Raw genomic sequence first — 5092 nt, forward strand, 5'->3', positions numbered from 1 at the left:
CCGCACGGGTGCGGGGGTGGGAGCGGGAGCGGGGGCCGTCACCGTGCGGGCACGGGACAGGCGTACGGCCTCGGTGGCGTTGTCGTGGCTCAGTTCCGAGCGGCTCCAGGCGCGCTCGGCCAGTTCCCACAGGGTGATCAGCGGGGCCGGGTCGGTGCCGGTGACCTCGGCCAGGGCGATGACCGCGCCCTTGGGAGCGAGCAGCCGGCCGTTGAGGTAGCGCTCCCAGGACGTCCGGCCGTAGCCGGTGCCGTCGGCGAGGGCGGCGAGGCTCGAACCGTCGCCGTCCACGGTCCGGCGCAGTCGTGTGACGAACTCCCCGACCCGCGGATCCAGTCCGTCCGGCAGATCCTTCCAGCGAGGCATCGATCCCCCCTTCCCGCGCCGTGTCCCACCTGCGGCCACGGTAGCGCCCGTCCGATGACCACGACTCCCCCGGCGGCATCGGTTCCCGCAGCGGGGGTGACTGTGGCGTGGCGCGCACACGATGGCGGAACGGTCACCGCTGTGGCACAGCGCACGGACAGGCGTTGAACAGGAGCTTCACGGTGAGGCAGCGTGGAACACGGCGGCGGCCCGTCCTTCTCGGGGGAGAGGACGGGCCGCCGTACACCTGTGTTCAGCCGTCGACCGTGAAGTGCAGGGTGTCCTTCAGGAACGGGATCTGCAGCAACGGTTCGGGCTGGGCCATCAGTGCCAGCAGGACGATCGCCGCGCCCAGCAGGCCGTACGTCGCGATGTCGGTGAAGCGGGAGCGGACGGCGAGCATGCCGACGCCGGGCAGGAGCCAGCGCAGGACCGCGCCGCCGAGCAGGGCGGCGCCGATCAGGATCGTGCCGACGCGGAACTGGTCGAGGGCGGTCACCAGCAGGCCCAGCGCGACCAGGCCGAGGACGGCGAGCATCGGCCACTGGCGGGCGGGCGCGGGGGCGTCTCCGGGTGCGGCCCGGCCGCCGCCCTCGGGTCGTGCGGTGTCCCGCGTGAACCGGGGGAAGCGGCGCGTGGTCCGGCGCGGGACGCCCTCGGCGTCGGGCGCGCTGACCGGGTCGCGGACGACCGGCTCGGTGAAGGCCCGCTCCTGCGCGGACGCGTGCGCGTGTCCGCCGGCATCGACATCGGTGCCGGTGGCGTCCGTACGCTCGCCGCTGTCTGGGTGGTCGCTCCGGTCAGCCGACACTGCGCTCCGCCGCCTCGACCACGTTGACGAGCAGCTGGGCCCGGGTCATGGGGCCGACGCCGCCGGGGTTGGGGGAGATCCAGCCGGCCACCTCGCGGACGTCCGGGTGGACGTCGCCCACGATCTTGCCCTCCGCATTGCGTGAGACGCCCACGTCGAGGACGGCCGCGCCCGGCTTGACGTCCTCGGCGCGGACCAGATGGGCGGAGCCGGCGGCGGCGACGATGATGTCCGCCCGCTTGAGATGCGCCGAGAGGTCACGGGTGCCGGTGTGGCACTGGGTGACCGTGGCGTTCTCGCTGCGCCGGGTCAGCAGCAGGGGCATCGAGCGGCCGATGGTCACCCCGCGGCCGATGACGACGACCTCGGCGCCCTTGATCTCCACGCCGTGGCGGCGCAGCAGGGTCAGCACGCCGTTGGGGGTGCAGGGCAGCGGGGCGGGCTCATTGAGGACGAGGCGGCCGAGGTTCGTCGGGTGCAGGCCGTCGGCGTCCTTGGCGGGGTCCATCAGTTCCAGGACGCGGTTCTCGTCGATGCCCTTGGGGAGCGGGAGCTGCACGATGTAGCCGGTGCACTCCGGGTCCTCGTTCAGCTCGCGGACGACCGCCTCGATCTCCTCCTGGGTGGCCGTGGCGGGCAGCTCGCGCTGGATGGAGGCGATGCCCACCTGGGCGCAGTCGCGGTGCTTGCCAGCGACGTACTTCTGGCTGCCGGGGTCGTCCCCGACGAGGACCGTGCCGAGGCCGGGCGTGACGCCCTTCTCCTTCAGCGCCGCCACTCGGGCGGTCAGGTCCGACTTGATCTCGGCCGCGGTGGCCTTGCCATCGAGAATCTGGGCGGTCATGGACCCATCCTCCCGGATGACGCCCTCCCGGTTCCAATCCGGGTGACTCCACGGCCCGACGGCCCTCCCCGCCCCGGTACGACGATCACTGCGGTGGTGATCCACGGGATTGCACTTGCACAACGTCCCGGCCGACCGGCTGGACAACGAACCGGCCGCTGACGAACGATTGACGTTCAGTGCCGCGGGCAGCATCGGGGGGACGCACCGCATCCGTACGACCTTCCTCCGCACGTGCCACGCGTCGTCCCCGCACGTCAGTGCACACGGAGGAAGGACCGCCATGAGTTTCGGCGAGCCGAACAACCCCTACGGGCCGCCGCCCCAGCAGCCCCCGTCCAGCCCCGGCTACGGCCGGCCGCAGCAGCCGCCCGCCTCCGGCTACGGCGTCCCGCAGGCTCCGCCCTACCAGCAGCAGCCGTATCCGCAGCAGGCGTACCCGCCGCAGGCGTATCCGCCGCAGTTCCCGGGCGGGGACCCGCAGTTCCCGGGCGGTTACCCCGGCGGCCCGGCGCAGATGCCGCGGCCGACCCGCGTCGCGCAGATCCTGGTGGGCGTGATCGCCCTGGCGCACGCGATCATCGCCGTCGCGTACGTCTACTTCCTGACCCAGTGGGACGAGGTGATGACGGAGGCGGGCATCACCGGCGACCCGGAGGCGGAGCGGTTCGCCGACCTGGGCAAGGGGGTCGTCGTCTTCTTCCTCTGCCTGGCCACGGTGTTCGCGATCCTCGGCCTGGTGCTGCTCCTCCAGTACGCCAAGGGCGGCAACACGGTGCGTGTGTGCTCGATCGTGTACAGCTCGTTCGCGATCGTCACGGGCATCTTCATGCTCGCCTACTGGGGTCTGGGCCTGCTTCTCATGGCGGTCGCCATCGTGGCGATCGTCCTGTCCGCCAAGCGCGAGAGTGCGGCCTGGTTCCAGCGTCCCCGCTACTGAACGTGCCGTAGCGCGACCGACCGACCGAGCGAGGAGGGGCCCGCCGGTGCACCGGCGGGCCCCTCCTCGTGTTCGCGTCGCTCAGTGGAAGAAGTGCCGCGTCCCGGTGAAGTACATCGTGACGCCGGCCTTCTTCGCGGCCTCGACGACCAGCTCGTCACGGACCGAGCCGCCCGGCTGGACCACGGCCTTCACCCCGGCCTCGACGAGGATCTCCAGCCCGTCCGGGAAGGGGAAGAACGCGTCGGAGGCGGCGTACGCCCCCTGCGCGCGCTCGGCACCGGCCCGCTCCACCGCGAGCTTCGCGGAGTCGACCCGGTTGACCTGGCCCATGCCGACGCCGACCGAGGCGCCGTCCTTGGCGAGCAGGATCGCGTTGGACTTCACGGCGCGGCAGGCCTTCCAGGCGAAGGACAGCTCGGCCAGCTCGGCCGCGGTGAGCGCCTCACCCGTCGCCAGCGTCCAGTTGGCCGGGTCGTCGCCCTCGGCCTGGAGGCGGTCGGTGACCTGGAGGAGGGCGCCGCCGTCGATCGGCTTGACGTCCACGGGGTGGGCGGGGCCGTCGGCGCAGCGCAGGACGCGGATGTTCTTCTTCTTGGCGAGGGCCTCCAGCGCGCCGTCCTCGTAGCCGGGCGCGACGATGACCTCGGTGAAGATCTCGGCGACCTGCTCCGCCATCTCCTTGCTGACCGGCCGGTTCACGGCGATGACGCCGCCGAAGGCCGACAGCGGGTCACAGGCGTGCGCCTTGCGGTGCGCCTCCGCGACGTCCGCGCCGACGGCGATGCCGCACGGGTTGGCGTGCTTGATGATCGCGACGGCCGGCTCGGCGTGGTCGTACGCGGCACGGCGCGCGGCATCCGTGTCCGCGTAGTTGTTGTACGACATCTCCTTGCCGTGCAGCTGCTCGGCCTCCGCCAGGCCACCGGTGCCCGCGGTGTAGAGGGCGGCGGGCTGGTGCGGGTTCTCGCCGTAGCGCAGGGTGTGCGCGCGCTCCAGGCTGGTGGCCAGGAACGACGGGAACGGCGAGGCGTCGGCCGGGGCGTAGGAGGAGGCGAACCAGGAGGACACCGCGATGTCGTACTCGGCGGTGTGCCGGAAGGCCTCGGCGGCGAGCAGCTTGCGGCCGGCCAGGTCGAAGCCGCCGCTCTTGACCGCGGCGAGGACGTCGCCGTAGCGCTCGGGGCTGGTGACCACGGAGACCGACGGGTGGTTCTTGGCGGCGGCGCGCACCATCGACGGCCCGCCGATGTCGATCTGCTCGACGCACTCGTCGGGCGAGGCACCCGAGGCGACGGTCTCGCGGAACGGGTAGAGGTTGACGACGACGAGGTCGAACGGCTCGACGCCCAGCTCCGCGAGCTGACGCCGGTGGTCCTCGAGGCGCAGGTCGGCGAGGATGCCCGCGTGCACCTTGGGGTGCAGGGTCTTGACCCGGCCGTCCAGGCACTCGGGGAAGCCGGTCAGCTCCTCGACCTTGGTGACGGGGACGCCGGCTGCGGCGATGCGGGAGGCGGTGGACCCGGTGGAGACGAGGGTGACACCGGCCTCGTGCAGCCCGCGGGCCAGCTCTTCGAGGCCGGTCTTGTCGTAGACGCTGACGAGCGCGCGACGGATCGGCCGCTGGGTGCTCTCGTTGCTCTCGGCGGTCACTGGATAACTACCTTTCGTCCCTCGATGCGATAGCCGTTGCGGGCCAGGCGCCCCACGACCTCGACGAGCAGCCTTCGCTCGACTTCCTTGATGCGCTCGTGCAGCGCGCTCTCGTCGTCCTCGTCCCTGACCTCCACCACGCCCTGCGCGATGATCGGGCCGGTGTCGACGCCGTCGTCGACGAAGTGGACGGTGCAGCCGGTGACCCGGGCGCCGTACGCGAGCGCGTCACGCACCCCGTGGGCCCCCGGAAAACTGGGGAGCAGGGCGGGATGGGTGTTGACGAACCGCCCACCGAACCGCGCCAGGAACTCCTTGCCGACGATCTTCATGAACCCGGCGGACACGACGAGGTCGGGCTCATGGGCGGCGACGGCCGCCGCGAGGGCGGCGTCCCACTCCTGGCGGGTCGCGTGATCCTTCACCTTGCACACGAAGGTGGGGATACCGGCCCGCTCGGCCCGCGCGAGACCCTCGA

General features: G+C 72.1%; 6 protein-coding genes. 1 reads left to right on the forward strand and 5 read right to left on the reverse strand.

Annotated elements, in window-relative coordinates; genetic code table 11:
* From BZL64_RS35600 to BZL64_RS35610, 3 genes are all read right to left on the reverse strand, one after another.
* On the reverse strand, positions 1-366 hold a 366-nt coding region (locus BZL64_RS35600), incomplete at its 3' end, for a helix-turn-helix domain-containing protein (RefSeq protein ID WP_143663403.1).
* A 253-nt stretch (positions 367-619) separates the two neighbouring features.
* Positions 620-1177 carry a DUF3017 domain-containing protein gene (locus tag BZL64_RS35605; RefSeq protein WP_086773188.1) on the reverse strand — a complete coding sequence of 186 codons (558 nt, stop codon included), beginning with the start codon at positions 1175-1177 and terminating at the stop codon, positions 620-622.
* Positions 1167-2021 (reverse strand): bifunctional methylenetetrahydrofolate dehydrogenase/methenyltetrahydrofolate cyclohydrolase, encoded by an 855-nt coding sequence (locus BZL64_RS35610; RefSeq protein WP_086773189.1) that lies wholly within the window; start codon positions 2019-2021, stop codon positions 1167-1169. The genes BZL64_RS35605 and BZL64_RS35610 overlap by 11 nt, the downstream gene beginning before the upstream one ends.
* 283 nt (positions 2022-2304) lie before the next feature.
* Between BZL64_RS35610 and BZL64_RS35615 the strand changes: the two genes are divergently transcribed.
* A complete protein-coding gene (locus BZL64_RS35615; RefSeq protein WP_086773190.1) occupies positions 2305-2961 on the forward strand; it encodes a hypothetical protein in 657 nt (218 codons plus the stop codon).
* Between the two features lie 81 nt (positions 2962-3042).
* On the opposite strand, the gene purH is transcribed toward BZL64_RS35615, so the two are convergent.
* Positions 3043-4614: a bifunctional phosphoribosylaminoimidazolecarboxamide formyltransferase/IMP cyclohydrolase gene (purH, locus tag BZL64_RS35620; RefSeq protein ID WP_086773191.1), complete on the reverse strand. Its 1572-nt coding sequence runs from the start codon at positions 4612-4614 to the stop codon at positions 3043-3045.
* Positions 4611-5092 (reverse strand): phosphoribosylglycinamide formyltransferase (gene purN / locus BZL64_RS35625; RefSeq protein WP_086773192.1); only part of this gene is annotated, 482 nt, incomplete at its 5' end. The genes purN and purH, both read right to left, overlap by 4 nt.

Origin of the sequence: Streptomyces bobili (assembly GCF_002154575.1) — a bacterium.
GTDB classification, from domain to species: Bacteria; Actinomycetota; Actinomycetes; order Streptomycetales; family Streptomycetaceae; genus Streptomyces; species Streptomyces bobili.

Coding starts and splice junctions, on each gene's coding strand:
- BZL64_RS35615 (WP_086773190.1), top strand. CDS start 2,305: ATGAGTTTCGGCGAGCCGAACAACCCCTACGGGCCGCCGCCCCAGCAG.
- BZL64_RS35610 (WP_086773189.1), bottom strand. CDS start 2,021: ATGACCGCCCAGATTCTCGATGGCAAGGCCACCGCGGCCGAGATCAAG.